The organism is Tepidimonas sp. HKU78 (genome assembly GCF_049860815.1).
GTDB lineage: Bacteria > Pseudomonadota > Gammaproteobacteria > Burkholderiales > Burkholderiaceae_C > Tepidimonas.
The window spans coordinates 2,450,619-2,473,327 of the sequence record NZ_CP187547.1 but is presented as its reverse complement, the minus strand read 5'-3'; the positions used below and the strand labels follow the sequence as shown (position 1 = coordinate 2,473,327).

Here is a 22,709-nt window from a genome sequence, read left to right as displayed (position 1 = left end):
CGAGCGACCGTTTGCGATGAACGACAAGGCTTTTCAGCCCCAGCCGGGGCGCAACGTGGTGGTGGTGGGGACCCAGTGGGGGGACGAGGGCAAGGGCAAGCTGGTCGACTGGCTGACCGAGACCGCGCAGGGGGTGGTGCGCTTTCAAGGCGGGCACAATGCCGGACACACCCTGGTCATCGGTGGCGTCAAGACGGCGCTGCACCTCATCCCCAGCGGCATCATGCGCCCGGGGGTGACGTGCTACATCGGCAACGGGGTGGTGTTGTCGGTGGCCAAGCTGCTGGAGGAAATCGAGGGCCTGGAGCGCGCCGGTGTCGAGGTGCGCTCGCGCCTGCGCATCAGCGAAGCGTGTCCGCTGATCTTGCCGTTTCACGCCGCGGTCGACGTCGCGCGCGAGGTGGCCAAGGAACGGTCAGGCGCGGCCAAGATCGGCACCACCGGTCGCGGCATCGGCCCGGCCTACGAGGACAAAGTCGCGCGGCGCGCGCTGCGGGTGCAAGATCTGCAATACCCAGAGCGCTTCGCGGCCAAGCTGCGCGAGCTGCTCGACTGGCACAACCACGTGCTGACCACGTACTTGGGGTCGGCATCGATCGAGTGGGCGCCGGCGCTGCAGCCCTACCTGGAGGCGGGCCGGGTGCGCTTTGAGCCGGTGTTCGAGGAAGCGATGCGCCATGCCGAGCAGCTGCGCCCCATGATTGCCGACGTGTCGCGTGAGCTCAACGAGGCCCACCGGCAAGGTGCCAACCTATTGTTTGAAGGCGCGCAGGGCACCTTGCTCGACATCGACCACGGCACCTACCCGTTCGTGACCTCCAGCAACTGCGTCGCGGGCAACGCGGCGGCGGGCGCGGGGGTCGGGCCGGGCTTGCTGCACTACGTGCTGGGCATCACCAAAGCATACTGTACGCGCGTGGGCGGCGGCCCGTTCCCGACGGAACTGGACTGGCAAACCGAAGGCACGCCCGGCTGGCACATGGCCACCGTGGGTGCCGAGAAGGGCACCACGACCGGCCGGGCCCGGCGCTGCGGCTGGTTCGACGCCGCGCTGCTCAAGCGCTCGGCGCAGGTCAACGGCCTGTCGGGCCTGTGCATCACCAAGCTGGACGTGCTCGACGGCCTGCCCGAGCTCAAGCTGTGCGTGGGCTACCGGCTCGACGGCCGCGAAATCGATCTGCTGCCGCTGGGGGCCGACGAGATCGAGCGCTGCGAGCCGATCTACGAAACGCTGCCCGGCTGGAGCGAGGCGTCCGCGGGCGTGACGCGCTACGAGGATCTGCCGCTCAACGCACGCCGCTATCTGGAGCGCATCGAAGCCGTGACGGGCGTGCCCATCCACGTCATCTCGACCAGTCCCGATCGGGATCACACGATCCTGGTGCGTCATCCGTTTGCGGCCTAACCCGCCGCTGAGGCTTTTTCATCCGGGGGCTCCCATGCTGACCGAAGACGGCAAGCACCTCTACGTCTCGTACGACGAGTATCACAACCTGATCGAAAAACTCGCGATCCAGATTTATCAGTCGGGTTGGGAGTTCGACACCATTCTGTGCCTGGCCCGCGGTGGCATGCGTCCGGGCGACATCCTCAGCCGCATCTTCGACAAGCCGCTGGCCATCATGTCCACCAGTTCGTACCGCGCCGAAGGCGGCACGGTGCGCGGCCAGCTCGACATCGCGCGCTACATCACGACGCCCAAAGGGGAGATCGCGGGCCGCGTGCTGCTCGTCGATGACCTGGCCGATTCGGGGCACACGCTCAAGGCGGTCATCGAAATGCTGCGCAGCAACTATCCGCCGATTACCGAGCTGCGCAGCGCCGTCCTCTGGACCAAGGCGGTTTCGGTCTTCACACCCGACTATTCGGTCGAATTCCTGCCGACCAACCCCTGGATCCATCAGCCGTTCGAGTGCTACGACAACCTGCGTCCGCAGCAGCTGCTGGCCAAGTGGAAAGTCTGAACCCCTCCGCAGGGATGGGTGAGGCCACCCGGCTGATCCATCACCCCTACCGTGCGCCCTCAGGGTTCGATGCCGTACCCGTGGCGGTGCACAAAGCCTCCACGGTGTTTTTTCCCAACGTGGCGGCCATGCGCGAGCGCCGCTGGCAGGACAAGTCCGGCTACACCTATGGATTGCATGGCACGCCCACCACCTTCGTGCTCGAGGAGCGCCTGGCCACGCTGGAAGGGGGTCGGCACTGCGTATTGACGCCGAGCGGGCTGGCGGCCATCGCCCTGGTGGACTTGGCGCTGCTGCGCAGCGGCGACGAGGTGCTGCTGCCCGACAACGCCTACGGGCCCAACAAAGCGTTGGCCGCGCACGAGCTGGCCCAGTGGGGCATCGGGCATCGCATCTACGACCCGATGGACCCCGCCGACCTGGCGGCGGCGATCACCCCGCGCACACGCCTGGTGTGGCTGGAGGCAGCGGGTTCCGTGACGCTCGAATTTCCCGATCTGCCCGCGCTGCTGGCCGTGGTGCGCGCCGCCAACGCAGGGCGCGAGCGCCCCATCGTGACCGCGCTGGATGACACCTGGGGGGCGGGCGTGGCGCTGCGGCCGTTCGAGCTGGGGGTCGACGCGGCCATGCAGGCCCTGACCAAATACCCCAGCGGTGGCGCCGACGTGCTCATGGGCGCCGTCGTCACGCGCGACGACGCCCTACACCAGATGCTGCTGATGACGCACATGCGCTTAGGGCTGGGCGTGGGCGCCAACGATGTGGAAACCGTGCTGCGCGGTCTGCCCAGCCTGCCGCTGCGCTACCGCGCGCAAGACGCTGCTGCCCGCACGCTGGCAGCCTGGATGCGCGAGCAGCCGCGCGTGGCGCGCGTCTTGCACCCGGCACTGCCCGACTCCCCGGGGCACGCGGCCTGGCAGCGCGACGCGCGCGGGGCCGCCGCGCTCTTTAGCGTCGTGTTCGACGCCGCCGTGAGCCCACCGCAGGTGGATGCGTTTTGCGACGCGCTGCGGCTGTTCCGCCTGGGCTACAGCTGGGCTGGTCCGGTCAGTTTGTGTGTCCCCTATGACGTGCCGACGCTGCGCCAGCGCCCGTGGCCATACGGGCCGCGGCTGGTGCGCTTGGCCGTCGGCCTGGAGGACGTGGACGATTTGCGTGCGGATCTCGCACAGGCGCTTCGAGTGTTACTGTGATGCCGTGAACGGGAGAGTGTGCGAGGCTGGCCCGCTCGGCCTATCGGCGCTTATCCCCGTGGTAGCAGTGGCTGCAACGCCGGCCAGACGTTGTCCAGCAGGATGGGTTGCGCGCGCTCGTTGGGGTGGATGCGGTCGTCCTGAAACAGCGTGGGCGCGTGGGCGACGTCGGCAACGCCGGCCAGGAAGAACGGAACCAGCGCTACTTTCTCCTCGCGCGCCAAGTCGGTGTAGAGGGCGCGAAAGTCGGCGCGGAAGCGCTCGCCGTAGTTGGGGGGCATGTCCATGCCCAGCAGCAACACGCGGGCACCGGCGGCGCGGCTGGCGCGGATCATGGCGCGCAGGTTGTCGCGCGTGCTCTGCAGCGGCAGGCCACGCAGCGCATCGTTGCCACCCAGCTCGATGATGACGACGGCGGGCCGGTGCTGCGCCAGCAGCGCCGGCAGGCGCGAGCGGCCGCCCGCGGTGGTGTCGCCGCTGACGCTGGCGTTGACCACGCGCACGCGCCGCCCCGCCTGCGCCAGCCGCCGCTCCAGCAGCGCCACCCAGCCGCTGCCGCGTGCCAGGCCATACTCGGCACTCAGTGAGTCGCCTACCACCAGCACCACGGGTGTGGAACCTGCGGCCTGGGCGTGCGCTCTGACTGGCAAGCACGCCAGCGCCAGCGCGCCCAGCAGCAGCGCGTTACAGTCTCGTCGATTCACTCCAAACCGCCTTTCATGTCCACATCCATCATCACGGTGCAGCGCCTGTCCAAATCGGTCACGGACGCCACGGGCACGCTGCACATCTTGCACGAGGTCGATTTCTCCGTTGCCGCCGGTCAGACGCTGGCCATTGTGGGTGCGTCTGGCTCGGGCAAGAGCACATTGCTGTCGCTCATCGCGGGGTTGGATACGCCCACAACGGGCACGGTTCACCTCGGCGGTGTCGACATTTTCGCGCTGGACGAAGACGCCCGCGCGGCGCTGCGCGCGCGCCAGGTCGGCTTCGTGTTCCAGAGCTTTCAGTTGCTGGCCAACCTGACCGCACTGGAAAATGTCATGCTGCCGTTGGAGCTGGCCGGGCGGCGTGATGCGCGCGCGGCGGCGCGCCGCATGCTCGAGCGCGTGGGCCTGGGCGAGCGGCTGGGGCACTACCCCCGGGTGCTCTCCGGCGGGGAGCAGCAGCGTGTGGCGCTGGCGCGCGCGTTCGTCGTCGAGCCGGCCGTGCTGCTGGCCGACGAACCGACTGGCAGCCTGGACCACGCCACGGGTGAGCGCGTGATGCAGCTGATGTTCGACCTCAACCGCGAGCACGGCACGACGCTGGTGTTGGTGACGCACGACCCGGCGATCGCCGCACGCTGCGAGCGGCGCATCGCGATCGAAGCCGGGCGCGCCCGCGAATGGGTGCCGGGCGCATAATCGCGCCCCATGGCTTCCGAACCCAAAATCCTGTTTGGCTTTCACGCCGTGGGCGTGCGGCTCAAGATCGCACCGACCACCGTGTTGGAGGTCTATGTCGACCCTGCCCGACGCGACGCGCGCATGCGCCAATTCCTGCAGCGTGCGCAAGAGGCGGGCGTGCGCGTCATCGAGGCCGACGGGGCGCGGCTGGCCCGGCTGGCGGGCGGTGGGCATCACCAGGGCGTGGTGGCGCGTGTGCATCCGGTCGAACAGGCCCGCACGTTGGACGATTGGCTGGACCAGCTGGAGGCCCGCTCCGAGGCCGAGCGCCGGGCCGATCCGCCCCTGCTACTGGTGCTCGACGGCGTGACGGACCCCCACAACCTGGGGGCTTGCCTGCGCGTGGCCGACGGGGCAGGGGCACACGCCGTCATCGCGCCCAAGGACCAGTCCTGTGGCCTGAACGCCACGGTGGCCAAGGTGGCCAGCGGGGCGGCCGAGACGGTACCGTTTTTTCTGGTGACCAACCTCGCGCGCGCCTTGGAGGGACTCAAAGAGCGGGGCATCTGGGTGGTCGGCACCAGCGACGATGCGCCGCGCACGCTGTATCAGTACGACTGGCGCGGGCCCGCTGCGGTGGTGATGGGGGCCGAGGGCAAGGGCATGCGCGCACTGGTGCGCCGCACGTGCGACGAGCTCGTGGCCATCCCCATGCGCGGGGCGGTGGAGAGCCTCAACGTCTCGGTGGCCAGCGCCGTCTGTCTGTACGAGGCCGTGCGCCAGCGCCTGGGCTTGGATGCGTCGCACGGTCGTTGAGCGGGCGGGCGCCATCGGCCGCCCGTGCCGAGGCCGGGAAATCCCCGCTGGGCGTGCCGGCTCGAGCGCTCTACAATGCCCCGCGGGGTGTCGTGCAGTCGCGCGGCAGCAGGTGCAGCCATCGTCTCAGGAGTCCGTGACGTGCAGTCCACGAAGGCCAACCGGGCCGAACCATCCGATGCCGAGTCGCCGTCGGCCGGCACGCCGACGGTGCGTGTCATCAAGAAGTATCCCAATCGCCGCTTGTATGACACCGATTCGTCGTCCTACATCACGCTCAGTGACGTGAAGGCGCTGGTGATGCAGGGCGAGCCGTTCGTCGTGCGCGATGCCAAGACCGGTGAGGACCTCACGCGCGCCATCCTGCTGCAGATCATTCTGGAGGAGGAGACGGCCGGTGTGCCCCTATTCTCGGAGAAGATGCTCGCCAACATCATCCGTTTCTACGGCCATGCGATGCAGGACTTCATGGGCTCGTACCTGGAGCGCAACTTGCAGATCTTCATGGAGCTGCAGCAGAAGATGGCCGAGCAGGCCAAGGAGCTGACGCCCGAGCTGTGGCAGCAGTTCATGGCCGCGCAACCGCCGTTGGCCATGAGCCATTTTTTTGCCCAGCAACAAAAGGCCTTTGTCCAAATGCAGGAGCAGATGCTCAGCGCGTTCGGCATCAAGCGTCCGCATTGACCATCCGGGCGCAGTCATCGGGGGCGGTGCAAACCCGTATCGACCTGAGACAATACGGGGATGTCCACCCCGACCTCCGAACCCACGATTGGCGAGCGGCCCGCCGCGGCTGCACCCACCATCGGTTTTGTCAGCCTGGGTTGTCCCAAGGCATTGACGGACTCCGAGCTCATCCTCACGCGTCTGAGCGCCGAGGGCTACCGCACCAGCAAGACCTATCAGGACGCCGATCTCGTCATCGTCAACACTTGCGGCTTCATCGACGACGCCGTCAAGGAGAGCCTGGACGCCATCGGCGAGGCGCTGCGCGACAACGGCAAGGTCATCGTCACCGGCTGCCTGGGCGCACGTGCCAACGAGCATGGTGACAACCTGGTGCGGTCGCTGCACCCGGCCGTGCTGGCGGTCACCGGCCCGCACGCCACCGACGAGGTGTTGGCGGCGGTGCACGCGCACGTGCCCAAGCCGCACGATCCCTTCGTGGACTTGGTGCCCCCGCCGCGCAACGCCATCGATGGTGTCGGAGTCAAGCTCACCCCGCGCCACTACGCCTACCTCAAGATCAGCGAGGGTTGCAACCACCGCTGCACGTTTTGCATCATCCCGTCCATGCGGGGTGATCTGGTCAGCCGGCCCATCGGCGACGTGCTGACCGAGGCGCGGCGCTTGTTCGAAGGCGGCGTCAAAGAGCTGCTCGTCATCAGCCAGGATACGTCCGCCTACGGGGTGGACGTGCAGTACCGCACGGGTTTTTGGGAGGGCCGCCCGATTCGCACCCGCATGCTCGATCTGGTGCGCGAGCTGGGGATGCTGGCGCGTGCGCATGGCGCCTGGGTGCGGCTGCACTACGTCTACCCCTACCCGCACGTGGACGAGGTGGTGCCGCTGATGGCCGAGGGGTTGGTGCTGCCGTATCTGGATGTGCCGTTCCAGCACAGCCACCCGGACGTGTTGCGGCGCATGAAGCGCCCGGCCAGCGGCGAGCGCAACCTGGAGCGCATCCGCCGTTGGCGCGAGATCTGTCCCGAGCTGGTGGTGCGTAGCACCTTTATCGGCGGCTTTCCGGGCGAGACGGAGGAGGAGTTTGCCCATCTGCTCGACTTCGTGCGCGAGGCGCAGATCGACCGGGCGGGCTGTTTTGCCTACTCGCCGGTGCAGGGGGCGGCGGCCAATGCGCTCCCGGGGGCTTTGCCCGATGCGGTGCGTGAGGAGCGCCGGGCCCGATTCATGGCGGTGGCGGAGGCCGTGGCGATCGAACGCCTGCAGCGCCGCGTGGGCGCGACCATGCAGGTGTTGGTGGACCAGGCGGTTGGGCTGGGCAAGAAGGGCGGGGTGGGCCGCAGCTACGCCGATGCGCCGGAGATCGACGGCACGGTGCAATTGCTGCCGCCGGAGAAGCTGAGCAAAACGTACCGCGCGGGGGAGTTCATCCGGGCCCGGATCGTGGCTGCCCAAGGGCACGACTTGGTGGGTATCCCGGTCTGATGGGGCGGCCTGCCGTTGGTGGCGGGCCGCGGGCACAAAAAAACCGGCTGTCACACGAGCCGGTTTTTCGTTCGTCTGTCACTGGTGCCCAGGAGAGGACTCGAACCTCCACGCCTCTCGGCGCTAGTACCTGAAACTAGTGCGTCTACCAATTCCGCCACCTGGGCGCACCGGACAGCCCGAAATTATAACAACTTTTTACCGTTGACCGCCCGTCACGGCGAGCCTGGCTCGCGGTATGATCAGGGCCTTGTCAGGCGCGACTGATGCACTTCACCACGTGTGATGTGTCAGCACTGACAAGCCGACGGTTTGCCTTTGGTGCCCAGGAGAGGACTCGAACCTCCACGCCTCTCGGCGCTAGTACCTGAAACTAGTGCGTCTACCAATTCCGCCACCTGGGCTTAAGGAAAGAGCCAAAATTATACACATGACGCGGGCCGCGCCCGCAGGAAACCCATTTGTCCGTGAAAGAAAAGAACCCAGTTGTCCTGACCGAAATCGAAGGGGTGGTCGTTGGCCACCGCGATGGCCACGGCTTCGTCGTGCGCGACGACGGTCAGCCTGACATTTATCTGCCGCCCAACGAGATGCGCGCAGTGCTGCACAAAGACCGCGTGCGCGTGCGCATCGTGCGCCAGGACCGCCGCGGCCGCCCCGAGGGTCGGGTGACGGAGATTCTGGCGCGCGCCGACACCCCCATCATCGGGCGGCTGTTGCACGAAGGCGGTGTCTGGCTGGTGGCGCCGGAAGACAAGCGCTATGGCCAAGATGTGCTCATCCCCAAGGGCGCAACCGGTTCGGCCCAGCCCGGGCAGGTGGTCGTGGTCGAGCTCACCGAGCCACCCGCCCTGTATGGACAGCCTGTGGGACGGGTCAAGGAAGTGCTTGGCGACATCGACGATCCGGGCATGGAAATCGAAATCGCGGTGCGCAAGTACGGAGTGCCGCATATGTTTTCCGAGGCCACGGTGGCCGAGGCGCGCGCCTTGCCGGATCGGGTGCGCGCCACCGACCGGCGCGGCCGTGTCGATCTGACCGACGTGCCGCTGGTCACGATCGATGGCGAGGATGCGCGCGATTTCGACGATGCGGTGTATTGCGAACCGGCGCGCGTCGGTCGCGGCAAGGGCTGGCGGCTGCTGGTGGCGATCGCCGACGTCAGCCACTATGTGCGCAACGGCTCGGCGCTGGATATCGATGCCTATGACCGAGCCACCAGCGTGTATTTCCCGCGCCGCGTCATTCCGATGCTGCCGGAGAAGCTCTCCAACGGGTTGTGCTCGCTCAACCCAGGCGTGGACCGCTTGTGCATGGTGTGTGACATGCTCATCGATGCCAAGGGGCAGGTCCAGGCCTACCAGTTCTACCCCGCGGTGATGCACAGCCACCAGCGCTTCACGTACACCGAGGTGGCGGCCATTCTGCAAAACACGCGGGGACCAGAGGCACAGCGGCATGCAGCCTTGGTGCCTCACCTGCTGAATCTGCACGACGTCTATCGCGCGTTGCTCGCGGCGCGGCAGGCACGGGGCGCGGTGGATTTGGAAACGGTGGAGACGCAGATCGTCTGTGACGAGGCGGGACGCATCGAGCGCATCGAGCCGCGCACGCGCAACGACGCGCATCGGCTGATCGAGGAGGCGATGCTGGCTGCCAACGTGTGCGCTGCCGAGTTCATCGCCACCCACCAGCACCCCTGCCTGTACCGCGTGCACGAGCGTCCGTCGCCGGACAAGGTGGAGATCCTGCGCGAATACCTCAAGGCGTTGGGGGTGCCCTATACCGTGCCGGATTTGCCGACCCCACGCGATTTTCAGGCCATCTCGCAGGCCACGGCGGACCGGCCCGATGCGCCGCAGATCCACCAGATGTTGCTGCGCTCGATGCAGCAGGCCATGTACTCCCCGCACAACGTCGGGCACTTCGGGCTCGCGTTCGAGGCGTACACGCACTTCACCAGCCCCATCCGGCGCTACCCGGACCTGTTGGTGCACCGCGTCATCAAAGCCATCTTGAAAGGCGAGCGCTACCATTTGCCCGAGTTGCCGCTACCGGGCGAGGCGCAGGCCAAGCTGGCCAAGCGGCTGGAGGAGCGCGGCGCGTCCGAGGCGATGAAACGCTCGCGCGGCCGACCGTCGAACGAGGTGCTGGGTTGGGAAGCCGCGGGGCTGCACTGTAGCGCCAACGAGCGCCGGGCCGACGAGGCCAGCCGCGACGTCGAGGCCTGGCTCAAGTGCAAGTACATGCGCGAGCGCCTGGGCGAAGAGTTCACCGGCACCGTCACCGCTGTCACCAGCTTCGGCCTGTTCGTCACGCTCGATACCCTCTATGTCGAGGGGCTGGTGCATATCACGGAACTGGGCGGTGAGTATTTCCGCTACGACGAGCGTCGCCAAGAACTGCGCGGTGAACGCACCGGTGTGCGCTACACGCTCGGCTCCAAGGTCGCGGTACAGGTCAGCCGGGTCGATCTGGATGGCCGTCGCATCGACTTTCGCCTGGTTCGAGACGACGAGATGGCGCCAGAGGCACGCACGGCGCGTGCGGCCATGGGCGGACCAGAGCGCGAGGGGGGCGAGGGCAGCGCCGAGCCGACCCACGGGCGCCGCACGCGCGCCAAGGGGCAGCAGAGCAAATCGGCGCGCGGCGGCGCCAAGCCTGCGGCACAATCGCCAGCGCCACGCCGTGCGCGACACCCGCGCAGCGGGCGTGGTTGAGACTGTCCCGAGTCCCTGCATTCGAGTGTCATGGCCATGCGCATCGTCGTTTTCCTGCTCGATACCGTGTTTTTCTTCCTGGTGGGCGCGGCGCTGCTGCGGGGTTGGATGAATACGCGCCGACTGCGCATGACGGCCCAGCCCGGGCCATTCATCATGGCGCTGACCGACTGGATCGTGCAACCCCTGCGGCGCACGCTGCCACGCGCTTGGCCGCAGTCCACCGTGGACTGGGGCAGTTTTCTGGCGGCGGTGGTGTTGGCGCTGGCGCATGCGGGTCTGCTGCACCTGCTTTGGGGGGGAGCTCTGCCCGGGGTGCAAACCTTGGGCTTTGCGGTCACCGTCCCCGTGCTGGCACTGCAGCTGCTGCTGCGCACGGCTCTGCAGGGTTTGATGGTGTTGCTGCTGGTGTACGCGGTGTTGACGTGGGTGCAGCCGTTTTCGCCGCTCATCGGCACCCTGGGGCGGCTGCTCGATCCGTTGCTCGCCCCGGTGCGCCGGCTGCTGCCCACGATCGGCGGGGTCGATCTGTCGGTGCTGGTGCTGCTGATCCTGCTGCAGATCGGCCTGATGTTGCTGGGCTGATCGGGTTGCGGCGGCAAACGTCCACTCGGGCGAGTTGCACCGCAGGCGTCAGAGGATCCCCTCGAACAACAACACGTCCACCTCGTCACCGACGGCGACCGTGCCCTGGTCGTGGCCCAGCACGATCAGCGCATTGGCTTCGACCATCGAGCGCAGCACGCCCGATCCCTGATTGCCCGTGGTGCGCACGTGCACGCTGCCATCGGCCGCGCGCCAGACGATGCCCCGTTGGTATTCGGTGCGGCCGGGTTTTTTACGCATGACCTCGGCGGCGCGGGCCCGCATCGGCATCGGCAGCGTTGCGCGTGCACCCATCAGGCGCAGCAGCGCCGGCCGTACGAAAGCCAAAAACGTCACCATCACCGCGACGGGGTTGCCGGGCAGGCCGAACAACAGCGTGGGCGGGCGATCATCGCTCTGGCGCAGCCGCCCGACCGCCATCGGTCGCCCCGGGCGCATCGCGATGCGCCAAAACACCACCTCGCCCAAGCGGCGCATCATCGCCTTGGTGTAGTCGGCCTCGCCCATGCTGACGCCGCCGCTGGTGATGACGGCGTCGGCCTGCGCGGCTGCGTGCCGAAATGCCGCTTCCAGCGCGTCGGGCGCGTCGCGCACCACGCCCAAGTCGATCACCTCGACCCCGAGGCGGCGCAACATCGTCCCTACCGTGTAGCGGTTGCTGTCGTAGATGCTCCCCTCGCGCAGCGGCTCACCCAGCGACAGGATTTCGTCACCGGTCGAAAAATATGCCACCCGCACCCGCCGCCACACCGGCACCTGCGCGATACCCAGGCTGGCGATGAGCCCCACCGCAGCGGGCCCGAGCCGCTCACCCGCACGCAACGCCGGCCTACCCGCCGCCAAGTCCTCACCGCGCAGGCGCCGGTGCTCTCCGGGCCGAACCGCACCGGCGGGCACCACGACGCTCCCGTCGGGTCGCACGCGGGCGAACTCGACCGGCACGACGGTATCCAGGCCCTCGGGCATCACCGCCCCGGTCATGATGCGCACGCAGGCATCGTCGGGCACGGGTTGCGTCCAGCGCGGACCGCCCGCGACCACCGTCCCCAAAACGCGCAGCGCGGTGTCGCGGTCGGATGACAGCGCCGCACCGCGGACCGCAAAGCCGTCCATGGCCGCGTTGTCGTGCGGCGGCACGTCGATGGGCGAGAGGATATCTCGCGCCAGCACGCGATCCAGCGCGTCGACCACGGCGACGGTTTCGAGCTCCGCCACCGGCTCGACCATGCGGTGTAGAAAATCGACGACGAGGGGGGCGGGCAGGGCGGCCGGGTCGTAGCCCTGCAGCTCGGCAGCAATCTGTTCCAGGCTTTTCATGAGAAGCAGTGGGATCGTGGCGACGCGCCCGGCGGCGCGTCACGGGTGTTGTGCAGGGGTGGCCGTGGTCTCCAGCGCGTGCAAATCGGCCAGCGTGTTGACATTGGCAAAGGCGAGGGGGTCGTCATTCGGTCGGTCGAACGCCACCGGCACGCAGCGGTGGCGTGCCGTCCAGGCGTCGATCTTGCGTCCCCCTTCGCTCAGAAAGCGGTCCAAATCTTCCAGCAAGTGGGTGCCCAGCAACAAAAAGACGGGTTGCGTGCGTACCCGCCCGTCAGCCTCTGGGCCAGCGGCCATGGCCAAGTCGGCCTGGTGTTCGATCAGGGTCTGGCACATCCGGTCGGCCAGGTCGAGCGGAAAGCGCGGCGCGTCGCACGGCACGGTCAGCACGAATGGCGTTTGCGCATGGGTGAGCGCGGTCAGCATTCCCGCCAGCGGCCCGGCAAAGCCGCCAACGGTGTCGGGCCAGACGGGAACGCCGAACCCCTCGTACGCCCCCAGATGGCGGTTGGCGTTGATCATGACGTCGCCGATCCAGTCGCCGCGCTGCTGGCGCAGGCGCAGCAGTGCGTTCAGGGCCAGCGGCACGCCGCGGTAGGTTTGCAGCCCCTTGTCGATGCCGCCCATGCGGCTGCCCTGACCGCCTGCCAGCACAACGCCGGTGACGCTGCCCGGTACAGGTGATTCCCCCGCGGTCATGCGCTTCATCCCCCGATGTAGCTCATTTCGATGCGGCGTGCAGCGCTGCGCTGTTCCGCCGGCAGCAGGGCGCGCAGTTCGGAGTAACGGTCGTTGCGTCCCTGCCAGATGGCGGCCAGCGACGACGCGATGTCTTCGTCGCTGGCCCCACCGCGCAGCAGGCTGCGCAAGTCATAGCCGCGGTCGGCAAACAGGCACAGATAGACCTTGCCCTCGGTCGACAGACGGATGCGGTTGCAGTCGCGGCAAAAAGCCTGTGTGACGCTGCTGATGAGGCCGATTTCGCCCAATTGGGGATCGTGCCGCCCATCGGGTCCGGCATAGCCCCAGCGTTGGGCGGTCTCGCCCGGCGCGCTCGGCTCCAGCGGCACCAGGGCAAACTCGCGCTGCAGCCGTGCCAGCACGTCGGCACTAGGCAGCACTTCATCCATGCGCCAGCCATTGGTGGCGCCCACGTCCATGTACTCGATGAAGCGCAGCACAATACCACTGCCGCGAAAATGCCGCGCCATGGGGGTGATCTGGTCGTCGTTCGTGCCGCGCTTGACGACCATGTTGACCTTGATCGGCCCCAGCCCAACCGCCTGCGCGGCGGCGATGCCATCGAGTACCTCGCCCACGGGAAAATCGACGTCGTTCATGCGGCGAAAGACGGCGTCGTCCAGTCCGTCGAGGCTGACCGTGACGCGCTGCAGCCCGGCGTCGCGCAGCGCCCGCGCCTTGCGGCGCAGCAGGCTGCCATTGGTGGTCAGTGTCAGGTCCAGCGGCTCGCCCTCGGGCGTGCGCAGGGCAGCCAACTGCTCGATCAGGATCTCCAAGTTTTTGCGCAACAGCGGCTCGCCCCCGGTCAGGCGTAGCTTGCGCACGCCGTGCGCCACGAACAGCCGTGCCAGCCGCGTGATTTCCTCGAACGTCAGCAGCGCCGCGTGTGGCAGATAAGGGTAGTCCTTGGTGAAGACATCCTTGGGCATGCAGTAGCTGCAGCGAAAGTTGCAGCGATCCGTCACGCTGATGCGCAGATCCCGCAGCGGGCGACCCAGTCGGTCCGCGACATGGCCACGTGGCACGATGGGTACGATGGGGCGCGGTGCGCTCAGCGCCGCGATGCGCTGATCGACCAAGGGAATGACACGCTCGGACATGTGCGCTAGATTAGCAGCATTGCGGTGAATGTCCACCGAGACTTACCCGGATCCCGCGTACTCGGCGCGGATGCTGTCACAGGAAATGGGGTTGTGTGATGTGGCGACGCAGACACTGGTTGGTACACATGGCAGGGAGCGTACTGGCAGGCTGGAGTGGCCAGCGGGCCTGGGCCCAACCGGCCGATGTGGCGGCGGCCGAGGCGCGCGCGCCTGCCCTGCCAGCACTGGGCGCGCCATGGCGCGTGCCGTCGATGGAGCGCCTAGACGGCACGCGGTTCGAGCCCGCCGATGCCGAGGGGCGCGTGCTGGTGCTGTACTGGTGGGCCAGCACCTGTCCGTTTTGTGCGGTGACGTCGCCGCACATCGAGCGCTTCTGGCGCACTCACGCCACACAGCCCGGCTGGCTGTTGCTGGGCTTGTCCATCGACCGCACGGCCGACGCCGCGCGGCGCTACCTGCAACAGCGCGGCTACACCTTTCCGAGCGCCTGGGTGACGCCGGAGGTACAGCGTGCCATGCCCAAGCCCAAGGGGCTGCCCATCACGCTGGTGCGTGGGCGTGACGGCCGCATCGTCATGGCCGAGCGTGGACAGCTCTTCCCCGAGGATGTGGAGGGCATCGCGCGCTTTTTGACCTGATGGGGCGTCAGTTTGGTGCCAGTAAAATAAACCACAATCGCCAGTCGTTCTGCTATCTACCCCTTCGCTTGTCATGGCTTTCAATCAAGTTACCCCAGGCAACAAAGTCCCCGACGCCTTCAACGTCATCATCGAAATCTCGATGCATGGCGAGCCGATCAAGTACGAAGTCGATAAGGCCTCGGGCGCGATCTTCGTCGATCGCTTCATGAACACCGCGATGCACTACCCGGCCAATTATGGGTACGTGCCCCAAACCATCGCCGGCGATGGCGACCCGGTGGACGTGCTCGTGTTGACGCCTGTGCCGCTGCCGCCGGGCGTGGTGGTGCCGTGTCGGGCGCTGGGCATCCTGAAGATGGAGGACGAGGGTGGCGTGGACGGCAAGGTATTGGCCGTGCCGACAGACAAAATCTTGCCCCTGTACTCGAACCTGCAATCGGTCGAGGATCTCCACCCCTTGCAGCGCAAGACCATCGAGCACTTCTTTGAGCACTACAAAGATCTCGACCCTGGCAAATGGGTCAAAGTGCTGGGTTGGGGTACGGTCGAAGAAGCCCGGCAGGAGATTTTGGCGGGCGTCGAGGCCTACCGCGCGCAGTCTGCCTGACGGTAGGGTGCGTGCGCTTGCAAGGCCGCCTGATAGGCGGCCGTTGCCGAGCGCTCCCGGGCCAAGTAGTTATCTACGGCGTGCGCAAACGCCGGATGAGCCAGCCAGTGGCGGCTGTGCACCGTCGTGGGCAGCAGGCCTCGGGCCATTTTGTGCTCGCCTTGCGCGCCACCTTCGAAGCGCGCCACCCCGTGGTGGATGCACCACTGCAGCGGCTGGTAGTAGCACAGCTCGAAGTGCAGACAGTCCACGCGCGCCAACGCGCCCCAGTAGCGCCCAAAGGCCGCCCGTGGTTGCGGAGTGGCGTCACCAAGCGCGACCAGGCTGGCGGCCATGGGCTGGTCAGCCCCATCACGCGCGATGAACATCAGCCAGTGATCCGGCAGCGCCCTGGCGACCGATTGGAAGAAGGCGGCGTTCAGGTAGGGCGGGTTGCCATGCTCCCAATAGGTCTGCGCATAGCAGCGAAAGAAAAAGTCCCAGTCGGCGGGTGAAATGGCGTCGCCTCGCCGCGCCTCGATCGTCACCCCGGCGTCGGCGACCTTGCGGCGCTCCTGACGGATTTTTTTACGCTTGTCGTGGCTCAAGCTGGCCAGAAAGTCGTCCCAATCCGTAAACGGTCCGCCACGCTCGGGATGCTGGTTGTGCCAGTGGAATTGCACCGTCTCGCGCGCCATCAGGCCGTGGGCATCGGCGGCGTGACTGTCGTCGGGTGTGCCCAGCAGCACGTGCAGGGAAGACCAGCCGCTGGCGTGCGCGTGCGCCAACAGCGCTTGCACGAGGGCCGCACGCGCCGCCGCATCGCGCGCCAGCAGGCGCGGCCCCGCCACGGGGGTGAATGGGACGGCGACCACGCCCTTGGGGTAGTAGGCGATCCCGTGCCGGTGGTGCGCGTCGGCCCAAGCCCAGTCGAACACGTACTCGCCGTAGGAGTGGGCCTTGGCATACGCGGGTGCGGCGGCCACCAAGCGGCCATCGTCGCGCGACCACAACGTGACCCAGTGCGGTGCCCAGCCGGTGGCGGCCGTGGCGCAGCCCGTCTCGTGCAGCGCGCACAGGTATTCGTGACGCATGAACGGGCCGCAAGCCTTGCCACCGGGCTGCGCCCATAGCAGCGCGTTCCAAGTGGGCGCGTCGATCTCGCGCGGGTCGCGCACGATGCGGGTGAGATAATCGAACCCCTTGTCGCAGGTTGAGGCATCCATGGCAATCCGGATCGCAGTCGCGCAGTGCAATTTCATGGTGGGTGACTTGGCCGGCAACGCGCGTCGCATCATCGAGGCCGCGCACACCGCGCACGCGCAGGGTGCCCAGGTGCTGCTGACGCCTGAACTCGCGATTTGCGGCTATGCGGCCGAAGACCTGTATTTGCGGCCTGCATTCGTCGATGCCTGCGATGATGCCGTGCAAACCGTCGCGGCGCAGACGGCGCACCTTTTGGGCCTGCACATTGTGGTGGGACAGCCGCTGCCCGCCCCGGGGGCGACGGCCCGCGCGGGGCGCAGTGTGGGGTGCGCGCCGTGCCTCAACGCCGCCAGCGTCGTGGTCGAGGGGCGCATCGTGCACCGCTATGCCAAGCGCGAACTGCCCAACTACCAGGTCTTCGACGAGCGGCGCTATTTCGTGCCGGGCGACACCCCCGGCGTGTTCGATGTGACGGTCGATGGCCGTCGCCACCGCATCGGACTGCTGATCTGCGAGGATGCGTGGTACGAGCAGCCGGCGACAGAGACGAAGGCGGCTGGCGCCGAGGTGCTGTGCGTCATCAATGCGTCGCCGTTTCACATCGGCAAAGGCGACGAGCGCGAGCGTGCCATGCGCGAGCGCGTGCGGCAGACGGGGCTGCCGCTCGTGTATGCGCACCTGGTGGGTGGGCAGGACGAAATCGTGTTCGAAGGGCGCAGCTTCGCCCTCGACACGCAGGGTGACGTGGCCGCGCGTGCCCCTAGTTTTGCCGAGGATGTGCTGCGGGTCGATCTGCACCCGTGTGCCGATGGTGGCTGGACGGTGCAGGGCCCGGTGGCGCCACAGCCCACCACCGAGGAAGACTTGTGGCACGCGCTGGTGCTGGGCACGCGCGACTACGTCGAGAAGAACGGCTTTCCCGGCGCGATCATCGGGTTGTCGGGCGGCATCGACTCGGCACTGGTGCTGGCGATCGCGGTGGATGCGCTGGGGCCCCAGCGCGTGCGCGCGGTCATGATGCCGTCGCCCTACACCGCCGACATCTCTTGGCTGGACGCGCGCGACATGGCAGCACGGCTCGGGGTGCGCTACGACGAAATCGCGATCGGCCCGATCTTCGATGGGTTTCGAGCGGCGCTGCAGCCGCTGTTCGAGGGGCGGCCCGCCGACACCACCGAAGAAAACCTCCAGGCGCGCATTCGCGGCACGCTGCTGATGGCGCTGTCCAACAAGTTCGGCGACATCGTGCTGACCACTGGCAACAAAAGCGAGATGGCCACCGGCTACTGCACCCTCTACGGGGACATGGCCGGCGGCTTTGCCGTCATCAAGGACGTGACCAAGACCTGGGTGTGGCGGCTGGCACGCTGGCGCAACGCGCACGACCCCTACGGCCGCGGCCCCGATCCGATTCCGCAGCGCATCATCACCCGGGCGCCCAGCGCCGAGTTGCGCCCCGATCAAACCGACCAGGACACGTTGCCGCCCTACGACGTGCTCGATGCGATCATCGAGCGCTACATGGAAAACGATCGCAGCCCCGCCGAGATCGTGGCCGAGGGTTATCCCGCGCAGGCGGTCGAGCAAGTGGTGCGGCTGATTCGGATCAACGAGTACAAACGCCGCCAGGCCCCCGTGGGGATTCGCGTGACGCACCGCAGCTTTGGCAAGGACTGGCGCTACCCCAACACCAACCGCTGGCGCGGCTGACGCGCGGCCTGCGCGCGAGTACTGGCTCGTGCATCCGGTGGACCCATCGTCACCATCTATTTGTTGGTGAAGGGGGCCTACGGCAAGCCCGAGGTGCAAGCGCTGCAAGGCACGACTGCGGCGCACAGCGTACCCGGTGTCGTCATCGACTGGGCGCTGGTCATGCGCGAAGACTGACGTCCCGCGCGGTCATTTCTTGGGGGCTGTGGTAGATTTCGTGCTGCGGGCGCTCGGGGCCGCACCGAGATGCTTGCGTCACCCCTTTCCCCACCAACCGATCCGGAGTCGCCGCGCATGAAGCAGATCACCGCCGTCATCAAACCGTTCAAGCTCGAAGAGGTGCGCGAGGCCCTGGCCGAGCAGGGCGTGACGGGGCTGACGGTGACCGAGGTCAAGGGTTTCGGGCGCCAAAAAGGGCACACCGAGCTTTACCGCGGCGCGGAATACGTGGTCGATTTTCTGCCCAAGGTGCGCATCGACGTCGTGGTGCGTGACGGCGACGTGGAGCGCTGCATCGAGGCCATCGTGCGCGCGGCGCGCACCGGCAAGATCGGCGACGGCAAGATTTTCGTGACGCCGGTGGAAAAGGTCATCCGCATCCGCACCGGCGAAGAAGACGACGAAGCGGTCTGATCCGGCGTCGCTGGCCAGCGCCGTCAGATGCGCCGCAGGTCGGCCGTGGGTGCCCAGCCCGCCGCCTCGACCAGACGTGGCAGCAGCGCTTCGGGTGTGCGCTCGACGGTGACCAGGTCGAGTTGCCAGTCACCCACGAAGCCCGCGCGCACGGTCTGGGTCAAAAACGCCAGCAGGCCATCGTAGTAGCCGTCGGCGTTCAACAGGCCGATGGGTTTGTCGTGGTAGCCCAGCTGGCGCCACGTCCACACTTCGAACAGCTCTTCGAACGTGCCCAGCCCCCCGGGCAGCGCGAGGAAGGCGTCGGCCCGCTCGGCCATCATGTGTTTGCGCTGGTGCATCGTTTGCACGATGTGCAGCTCGGTGCAGTCGCGCTTGGCAAACTCGCGCTCCACCAGGCTTTCCGGCATCACTCCGATGACGATGCCGCCCGCGGCCAACGTCGCGTCGGCCAGCCGGCCCATCAATCCGCCGTTGCCTCCACCGTAGACCAGTCGCCCGCCGTGGCGGCCGATCCAGGTGCCGACTTGCTCGGCCAATGCCAGAAAGCGCCCGTCCACACCTGGGCGCGAGCCACAATAGACGCACAGCGAAAAGGCCGCCGAGGGAGACGAGGGCAGGTCCGGGGTCATGACGCGACGTTCGTGGGATGGGTGCGGCTGTCCACCAGCCGGGTGCCGGCCCAGGCGTCGTGCCAGAACTGGCGTTCGGGGTGAAAGCGCGCGAGCAGCGCCCAGACCGCGATCCAGCCGCCCAGCAACACCAGCACCTCCAGCGCGGGCAGTTGCAGCCATTCACGCAGCACCAGCGGTGGCAGGAACCAGGACCACGACAGCACGTAGCGCCACAGTGCGCGTGTCTGCGTCAGCGGCCGTCCCCAGCGGTCGACGACACGGATGTGCCAGGTCTTCATGGCCAGCGTCTGGCCTTTGTGCCAGAACCAAGTGAAATAAATGCCCAGCACCACGAACAAAAATGCCTGTTGCGCGTGTCGGTTGTCCAGCGCATGGCGCGTCTGCGTCAGCGCCGAAAACAAATAACCAGCGATGAACACCACACCGAACAGCAGCATGCCCTCGTACAGCCAGCACGCCATGCGCCGGGGCAGCGACGGGGCGATCAGGCGGAGGGGCGGGGGGGTGGCGTCGACGGGCAGGGGCTGCATGCGCAACGGTCAGCGGGAAACGGGGGGCGATGGGCGGTCAGGAACCGTTATCGACCGCATTGTCTCATGGGTGAGTCGGTGCCCTGCTGGTCAGGGCGGTGGGGCCGCGCAAAACAAAAAAGCGGTGTCCCGCAGTGCCAAAAGCGCGCTGCAGTGCCATAATGCGAGCTGGTATCAACCCATTGCCACACCGAAACGGGTCAAGGTAGCGGATCGACCGCCATGGCCTTGGCCTCAAGTCCCAAAGCCGCCTCACAAGGGCGTGACCCAGGGGCACCGGAGGTTTTTCGTCAGAGAAATACTGAAAGGTTGTCAGTCATGGAAATCAACAAGGCCGAAGTCGCGTCTGCCGCCGCCGCAGCGGGTCAGGCGTGCGCTGAGGAGCTGATGGGCGCCGAGATTCTCGTGCGCTGCCTGCAGGCAGAAGGCGTTCAATACATCTGGGGCTACCCCGGTGGCGCCGTCCTCTACATCTACGACGCGCTGTACAAGCAAGATACCATCCAGCACGTGCTGGTGCGGCACGAGCAAGCCGCTGTGCATGCCGCCGACGGCTACGCCCGCGCGACGGGCGAAGTGGGTGTGGCGCTGGTGACCAGCGGGCCGGGGGTGACCAACGCCATCACGGGCATCGCCACCGCCTACATGGACTCCATCCCGATGGTGATCATCACCGGGCAGGTGCCCACGGCCGCCATCGGTCTGGACGCGTTCCAGGAATGCGACACCGTCGGCATCACGCGCCCGATCGTCAAGCACAACTTCCTGGTCAAGGACGTGCGCGATCTCGCCGTCACCATCAAAAAGGCGTTTCACATCGCGCGCACCGGCCGCCCCGGACCGGTCGTGATCGACATCCCCAAGGACGTTTCGTTCAAAAAGACCACGTTTACCGGGTACCCAGAGAGCATCGCCCTGCGCTCGTACAACCCGGTGCGCAAGGGGCACGGCGGGCAAATCCGCAAGGCGCTGCAACTGCTGCTGACGGCGAAGCGGCCCTACATTTATACGGGTGGTGGCGTCATTTTGGGCAATGCGGTGGCGGAGCTGCGTCAGCTCGTGGACCTGCTGAACTACCCGGTCACCAACACACTGATGGGGCTGGGGGCGTTTCCGGCCACCGATCGGCGCTTCCTGGGCATGCTGGGCATGCACGGTACGTTCGAAGCCAACAACGCCATGCAAAACTGCGACGTGCTGTTGGCGGTGGGGGCGCGCTTCGACGACCGCGTCATTGGCAACCCCAAGCACTTCGCGCAAAACGAGCGCAAGATCATCCACATCGACATCGACCCGTCGAGCATCTCCAAGCGCGTCAAGGTGGACGTGCCGATCGTGGGCGACGTCAAGGACGTGCTCACCGAGCTGATCGCCATGATCCGCGAAAGCCCGCTGCGTCCCGACGAGCAGGCACTCGCGGATTGGTGGAAGACGATCGAGGGCTGGCGCGCGCGCGACTGCCTGAAGTACGACCGCCACAACACCGAGGTCATCAAGCCGCAGATGGTTATCGAGACCCTGTGGAACATGACCAAAGACGTCGAGGCCTACATCACCTCCGACGTCGGTCAGCACCAGATGTGGGCGGCGCAGTTCTACAAGTTCGACCAGCCGCGGCGCTGGATCAACTCGGGTGGCCTGGGTACCATGGGCGTGGGCATCCCGTATGCCATGGGCATCAAGCTGGCCAAGCCCGAGGCCGAGGTGTACTGCGTCACGGGCGAAGGCTCGGTGCAGATGTGCATCCAGGAGCTGTCCACCTGCTTGCAGTACAACACGCCGATCAAGATTTTGTCGCTCAACAACCGCTACCTCGGCATGGTGCGGCAGTGGCAGGAGATCGAATACTCCGGTCGCTACAGCCACTCGTACATGGACGCGCTGCCCAACTTCGTCAAGCTGGCCGAGGCCTACGGGCACGTCGGGCTGCTGGTGGAGCGGCCGCAGGACGTCGAGCCGGCCCTGCGCGAGGCGCGTAAACTCAAAGACCGCACGGTGTTCATCGACTTTCGCACCGACCCGACCGAAAACGTCTGGCCCATGGTCCAGGCGGGCAAGGGCATCACCGAGATGCTGTTGGGCAGTGAGGATCTGTGACCATCGCGCAGCGCGGCCCGGCGTGGGTCGCGCAGCATCATCCACTTTTTGAGGAATCTATCGCCCGCCAAGCCCACGCCTTACCGGGCGTGGGGGAGGGCGGTGCAGGCCCCGGGCCTGCACGTTGGCGAAAAGAGGAATCGCCCATGAAACATATCATCGCCGTTTTGCTGGAAAACGAAGCCGGAGCCCTGTCGCGCGTCGTCGGGTTGTTTTCGGCACGAGGCTACAACATCGAGTCGCTCACCGTCGCACCGACCGAGGATCCGTCGCTGTCGCGCATGACGATCCAGACCACGGGGTCAGACGACATCATCGAGCAGATCACCAAGCACCTCAACCGCCTGATCGAGGTCGTCAAGGTCGTGGACCTGACCGAAGGCGCGTACACCGAGCGCGAGCTCATGCTCGTCAAGGTACGCGCCGTCGGCAAGGAACGCGAGGAGATGAAGCGCATGGCCGACATCTTCCGCGGCCGCATCATCGACGTCACCGAAAAAAGCTACACCATCGAGCTCACCGGTGACCAGGCAAAGAACGACGCCTTCCTACAGGCGATCGACCGCAGCGCGATTCTGGAGACGGTGCGCACCGGCGCCTGTGGCATTGGCCGCGGCGAGCGCATCCTCCGGGTCTGACCCCACCCTGCCCCGT

Annotated in this window: 22 protein-coding genes and 2 tRNA genes; 15 read left to right on the top strand and 9 right to left on the bottom strand. The window is 66.9% G+C overall.

Translation table 11 applies throughout. The annotated features are described in order from the left end of the window. Positions 1-16: 16 nt before the first annotated feature. From ACPYIS_RS12190 to ACPYIS_RS12180, 3 genes are read left to right on the top strand one after another with little or no spacing between them, the layout of a single operon-like run. On the top strand, positions 17-1,405 hold the full coding sequence (locus ACPYIS_RS12190; protein ID WP_424859047.1) for an adenylosuccinate synthase: 1,389 nt from the start codon (positions 17-19) through the stop codon (positions 1,403-1,405). Positions 1,406-1,439: 34 nt separating this feature from the next. Next, the gene (locus ACPYIS_RS12185; protein WP_299022613.1) at positions 1,440-1,964 is read left to right on the top strand and encodes a phosphoribosyltransferase; all 525 of its coding nucleotides are present in this window, start codon (positions 1,440-1,442) and stop codon (positions 1,962-1,964) included. A 14-nt stretch (positions 1,965-1,978) separates the two neighbouring features. Further along, the gene (locus ACPYIS_RS12180; RefSeq protein ID WP_424859048.1) at positions 1,979-3,157 is read left to right on the top strand and encodes a PLP-dependent transferase; all 1,179 of its coding nucleotides are present in this window, start codon (positions 1,979-1,981) and stop codon (positions 3,155-3,157) included. Positions 3,158-3,207: 50 nt separating this feature from the next. Here the strand turns inward: ACPYIS_RS12180 and ACPYIS_RS12175 are convergent, their stop codons facing one another. After that, positions 3,208-3,861 (bottom strand): arylesterase, encoded by a 654-nt coding sequence (locus tag ACPYIS_RS12175; protein WP_424859049.1) that lies wholly within the window; start codon positions 3,859-3,861, stop codon positions 3,208-3,210. Positions 3,862-3,876: 15 nt separating this feature from the next. On the opposite strand from ACPYIS_RS12175, the gene ACPYIS_RS12170 reads away from it, so the two are divergent. The 4 genes from ACPYIS_RS12170 (at position 3,877) to rimO (ending at position 7,530) form a co-directional block, all read left to right on the top strand. Next, complete coding sequence (locus ACPYIS_RS12170) at positions 3,877-4,563, top strand: ABC transporter ATP-binding protein (protein WP_299022618.1); 687 nt, start codon at positions 3,877-3,879, stop codon at positions 4,561-4,563. 9 nt (positions 4,564-4,572) lie between these two features. Next, on the top strand, positions 4,573-5,361 hold the full coding sequence (rlmB, locus tag ACPYIS_RS12165) for a 23S rRNA (guanosine(2251)-2'-O)-methyltransferase RlmB (RefSeq protein WP_424859050.1): 789 nt from the start codon (positions 4,573-4,575) through the stop codon (positions 5,359-5,361). Positions 5,362-5,502: 141 nt separating this feature from the next. Next, a complete protein-coding gene (phaR, locus tag ACPYIS_RS12160; RefSeq protein ID WP_424859051.1) occupies positions 5,503-6,045 on the top strand; it encodes a polyhydroxyalkanoate synthesis repressor PhaR in 543 nt (180 codons plus the stop codon). A gap of 60 nt (positions 6,046-6,105) precedes the next feature. Further along, on the top strand, positions 6,106-7,530 hold the full coding sequence (gene rimO, locus ACPYIS_RS12155; protein WP_424859052.1) for a 30S ribosomal protein S12 methylthiotransferase RimO: 1,425 nt from the start codon (positions 6,106-6,108) through the stop codon (positions 7,528-7,530). An 82-nt stretch (positions 7,531-7,612) separates the two neighbouring features. Here rimO and ACPYIS_RS12150 read toward each other — a convergent pair. After that, positions 7,613-7,697, bottom strand: a tRNA-Leu gene (locus ACPYIS_RS12150). Positions 7,698-7,849: 152 nt separating this feature from the next. Further along, positions 7,850-7,934 (bottom strand) — tRNA-Leu (locus ACPYIS_RS12145). A 63-nt stretch (positions 7,935-7,997) separates the two neighbouring features. Here ACPYIS_RS12145 and rnr point away from each other — a divergent pair. After that, positions 7,998-10,250 (top strand): ribonuclease R, encoded by a 2,253-nt coding sequence (rnr, locus tag ACPYIS_RS12140; RefSeq protein WP_424860185.1) that lies wholly within the window; start codon positions 7,998-8,000, stop codon positions 10,248-10,250. A 36-nt stretch (positions 10,251-10,286) separates the two neighbouring features. Further along, entirely contained in the window at positions 10,287-10,835 is a 549-nt protein-coding gene (locus tag ACPYIS_RS12135; protein WP_299019009.1) for a YggT family protein, read from the top strand. Positions 10,836-10,883: 48 nt separating this feature from the next. Here ACPYIS_RS12135 and glp read toward each other — a convergent pair whose 3' ends face one another. From glp to moaA, 3 genes are read right to left on the bottom strand one after another with little or no spacing between them, the layout of a single operon-like run. Beyond that, a complete protein-coding gene (gene glp, locus ACPYIS_RS12130) occupies positions 10,884-12,173 on the bottom strand; it encodes a molybdopterin molybdotransferase MoeA (RefSeq protein WP_424859053.1) in 1,290 nt (429 codons plus the stop codon). 39 nt (positions 12,174-12,212) lie between these two features. Further along, positions 12,213-12,872 carry a molybdenum cofactor guanylyltransferase MobA gene (mobA, locus tag ACPYIS_RS12125; protein ID WP_425973637.1) on the bottom strand — a complete coding sequence of 220 codons (660 nt, stop codon included), beginning with the start codon at positions 12,870-12,872 and terminating at the stop codon, positions 12,213-12,215. 5 nt (positions 12,873-12,877) lie between these two features. Then, complete coding sequence (gene moaA, locus ACPYIS_RS12120) at positions 12,878-14,014, bottom strand: GTP 3',8-cyclase MoaA (RefSeq protein ID WP_424859055.1); 1,137 nt, start codon at positions 14,012-14,014, stop codon at positions 12,878-12,880. Between the two features lie 128 nt (positions 14,015-14,142). Between moaA and ACPYIS_RS12115 the strand changes: the two genes are divergently transcribed. Beyond that, a complete protein-coding gene (locus ACPYIS_RS12115) occupies positions 14,143-14,655 on the top strand; it encodes a TlpA family protein disulfide reductase (protein ID WP_424859056.1) in 513 nt (170 codons plus the stop codon). A 73-nt stretch (positions 14,656-14,728) separates the two neighbouring features. After that, positions 14,729-15,265 (top strand): inorganic diphosphatase, encoded by a 537-nt coding sequence (gene ppa / locus ACPYIS_RS12110; protein ID WP_299018998.1) that lies wholly within the window; start codon positions 14,729-14,731, stop codon positions 15,263-15,265. Here ppa and ACPYIS_RS12105 read toward each other — a convergent pair. Continuing rightward, positions 15,244-16,470, bottom strand: coding sequence for a GNAT family N-acetyltransferase (locus ACPYIS_RS12105; RefSeq protein ID WP_299018996.1), 1,227 nt, complete (start codon positions 16,468-16,470; stop codon positions 15,244-15,246). The genes ppa and ACPYIS_RS12105 overlap by 22 nt on opposite strands. On the opposite strand from ACPYIS_RS12105, the gene ACPYIS_RS12100 reads away from it, so the two are divergent. Both ACPYIS_RS12100 and ACPYIS_RS12095 read left to right on the top strand, forming a co-directional pair. Then, positions 16,469-18,160 (top strand): NAD+ synthase, encoded by a 1,692-nt coding sequence (locus ACPYIS_RS12100; protein WP_425973635.1) that lies wholly within the window; start codon positions 16,469-16,471, stop codon positions 18,158-18,160. The genes ACPYIS_RS12105 and ACPYIS_RS12100 overlap by 2 nt on opposite strands. A 294-nt stretch (positions 18,161-18,454) precedes the next feature. Further along, positions 18,455-18,793 carry a P-II family nitrogen regulator gene (locus ACPYIS_RS12095; protein WP_299018433.1) on the top strand — a complete coding sequence of 113 codons (339 nt, stop codon included), beginning with the start codon at positions 18,455-18,457 and terminating at the stop codon, positions 18,791-18,793. A gap of 23 nt (positions 18,794-18,816) precedes the next feature. On the opposite strand, the gene ACPYIS_RS12090 is transcribed toward ACPYIS_RS12095, so the two are convergent. Together ACPYIS_RS12090 and ACPYIS_RS12085 are read right to left on the bottom strand one after the other, a co-directional pair. Next, on the bottom strand, positions 18,817-19,425 hold the full coding sequence (locus tag ACPYIS_RS12090; RefSeq protein WP_299018431.1) for a TIGR00730 family Rossman fold protein: 609 nt from the start codon (positions 19,423-19,425) through the stop codon (positions 18,817-18,819). After that, positions 19,422-19,889: an RDD family protein gene (locus ACPYIS_RS12085; protein WP_366139699.1), complete on the bottom strand. Its 468-nt coding sequence runs from the start codon at positions 19,887-19,889 to the stop codon at positions 19,422-19,424. Before ACPYIS_RS12085 ends, ACPYIS_RS12090 begins: the two co-directional genes overlap by 4 nt. Before the next feature lie 387 nt (positions 19,890-20,276). Between ACPYIS_RS12085 and ACPYIS_RS12080 the strand changes: the two genes are divergently transcribed. Together ACPYIS_RS12080 and ilvN are read left to right on the top strand one after the other, a co-directional pair. Next, on the top strand, positions 20,277-22,055 hold the full coding sequence (locus tag ACPYIS_RS12080; protein WP_314227629.1) for an acetolactate synthase 3 catalytic subunit: 1,779 nt from the start codon (positions 20,277-20,279) through the stop codon (positions 22,053-22,055). 146 nt (positions 22,056-22,201) lie between these two features. Next, the gene (gene ilvN / locus ACPYIS_RS12075) at positions 22,202-22,693 is read left to right on the top strand and encodes an acetolactate synthase small subunit (RefSeq protein ID WP_299018424.1); all 492 of its coding nucleotides are present in this window, start codon (positions 22,202-22,204) and stop codon (positions 22,691-22,693) included. The last annotated feature ends 16 nt before the right edge of the window (positions 22,694-22,709 follow it).

What these genes read in the sequence shown, in the direction of transcription:
- ACPYIS_RS12085 (WP_366139699.1), bottom strand. Translation starts at nt 19,889, where the DNA reads ATGGCGTGCTGGCTGTACGAGGGCATGCTGCTGTTCGGTGTGGTGTTC.
- glp (WP_424859053.1), bottom strand. Translation starts at nt 12,173, where the DNA reads ATGAAAAGCCTGGAACAGATTGCTGCCGAGCTGCAGGGCTACGACCCG.
- ACPYIS_RS12115 (WP_424859056.1), top strand. Translation starts at nt 14,143, where the DNA reads ATGGCAGGGAGCGTACTGGCAGGCTGGAGTGGCCAGCGGGCCTGGGCC.
- ACPYIS_RS12100 (WP_425973635.1), top strand. Translation starts at nt 16,469, where the DNA reads ATGGCAATCCGGATCGCAGTCGCGCAGTGCAATTTCATGGTGGGTGAC.
- ACPYIS_RS12090 (WP_299018431.1), bottom strand. Translation starts at nt 19,425, where the DNA reads ATGACCCCGGACCTGCCCTCGTCTCCCTCGGCGGCCTTTTCGCTGTGC.
- mobA (WP_425973637.1), bottom strand. Translation starts at nt 12,872, where the DNA reads ATGACCGCGGGGGAATCACCTGTACCGGGCAGCGTCACCGGCGTTGTG.
- ACPYIS_RS12135 (WP_299019009.1), top strand. Translation starts at nt 10,287, where the DNA reads ATGCGCATCGTCGTTTTCCTGCTCGATACCGTGTTTTTCTTCCTGGTG.
- rlmB (WP_424859050.1), top strand. Translation starts at nt 4,573, where the DNA reads ATGGCTTCCGAACCCAAAATCCTGTTTGGCTTTCACGCCGTGGGCGTG.
- ACPYIS_RS12170 (WP_299022618.1), top strand. Translation starts at nt 3,877, where the DNA reads ATGTCCACATCCATCATCACGGTGCAGCGCCTGTCCAAATCGGTCACG.
- ppa (WP_299018998.1), top strand. Translation starts at nt 14,729, where the DNA reads ATGGCTTTCAATCAAGTTACCCCAGGCAACAAAGTCCCCGACGCCTTC.
- moaA (WP_424859055.1), bottom strand. Translation starts at nt 14,014, where the DNA reads ATGTCCGAGCGTGTCATTCCCTTGGTCGATCAGCGCATCGCGGCGCTG.
- ACPYIS_RS12190 (WP_424859047.1), top strand. Translation starts at nt 17, where the DNA reads ATGAACGACAAGGCTTTTCAGCCCCAGCCGGGGCGCAACGTGGTGGTG.
- ilvN (WP_299018424.1), top strand. Translation starts at nt 22,202, where the DNA reads ATGAAACATATCATCGCCGTTTTGCTGGAAAACGAAGCCGGAGCCCTG.
- ACPYIS_RS12185 (WP_299022613.1), top strand. Translation starts at nt 1,440, where the DNA reads ATGCTGACCGAAGACGGCAAGCACCTCTACGTCTCGTACGACGAGTAT.
- ACPYIS_RS12180 (WP_424859048.1), top strand. Translation starts at nt 1,979, where the DNA reads ATGGGTGAGGCCACCCGGCTGATCCATCACCCCTACCGTGCGCCCTCA.
- ACPYIS_RS12095 (WP_299018433.1), top strand. Translation starts at nt 18,455, where the DNA reads ATGAAGCAGATCACCGCCGTCATCAAACCGTTCAAGCTCGAAGAGGTG.
- rimO (WP_424859052.1), top strand. Translation starts at nt 6,106, where the DNA reads ATGTCCACCCCGACCTCCGAACCCACGATTGGCGAGCGGCCCGCCGCG.
- ACPYIS_RS12105 (WP_299018996.1), bottom strand. Translation starts at nt 16,470, where the DNA reads ATGGATGCCTCAACCTGCGACAAGGGGTTCGATTATCTCACCCGCATC.
- ACPYIS_RS12080 (WP_314227629.1), top strand. Translation starts at nt 20,277, where the DNA reads ATGGAAATCAACAAGGCCGAAGTCGCGTCTGCCGCCGCCGCAGCGGGT.